Source organism: Sinorhizobium sp. CB7 (genome assembly GCF_041357635.1).
In the GTDB taxonomy this organism is placed as follows: Bacteria; Pseudomonadota; Alphaproteobacteria; order Rhizobiales; family Rhizobiaceae; genus Rhizobium.
The window spans coordinates 1-822 of the sequence record NZ_JAULLL010000063.1; the positions used below are offsets into that span (position 1 = coordinate 1).

At 63.3% G+C, this 822-nt stretch carries 1 protein-coding gene; it reads right to left on the minus strand.

The genetic code is table 11. The features are described 5' to 3' along the window. On the minus strand, positions 1-822 hold an 822-nt coding region (locus AAE029_RS36180), incomplete at its 5' end, for an alpha/beta fold hydrolase (protein ID WP_371077760.1).

An 822-nucleotide genomic window follows, 5' to 3' on the forward strand; every position in this document is an offset into this window, starting at 1 on the left:
TCAAGCCTGGAGGAAAGCGAGAACGTCGGCGTTGAACTGGTCCGACTGCGTCTGGGCAAGACCGTGCGGAGAACCCGGATAGACCTTGAGCTCAGCGCCCTTGACGATCTTGGCGCTCTTGGCGCCGGCCGCCTTAAACGGCACGATCTGGTCGTCGTCGCCATGGATGATCAGCGTCGGCTTGTCGATCTTCTTCAGGTCTTCGGTGTAGTCGACCTCGGAGAATTCCTGGATGCAGTCGTAGAGGCCCTTGGCGCCGCCCATCATGCCCTGCAGCCAGAAGGAGTCGCGAAGCCCCTCGTTGACCTTGGCGCCGGCCCGGTTGAAGCCGTAGAACGGCATCGTCAGATCCTTGAAGAACTGCGAGCGGTCGCCGCCGGTGCCCTTGCGGATATCGTCGAAGACTTCGATCGGCGTGCCCTCGGGATTGGTTTCCGTCTTCAGCATCAGCGGCGGCACGGCGCCGACGAGCACGACCTTGGCGACGCGGCCGGTGCCGTGGCGGCCGAGATAATGGGCGACCTCGCCGCCGCCGGTCGAATGGCCGATCATGATCAGGTCGCGCAGATCGAGCGCCTCGATCAGTTCGGCGAGATCGTCGGCATACTGGTCCATCCGGTTGCCGTCCCAGGTCTGGTCGGAGCGGCCATGGCTGCGACGGTCATGGGCGATGACGCGATAGCCGCGCTCGCCGAAGAACAGCATCTGGTTGTCCCAGGCATCGGCGGTCAGCGGCCAGCCATGCGAGAAGAGGATCGGCTGCCCCGTTCCCCAGTCCTTGTAGAAAATTTTCGTACCGTCCTTGGTCGTGATCGTTCCCAT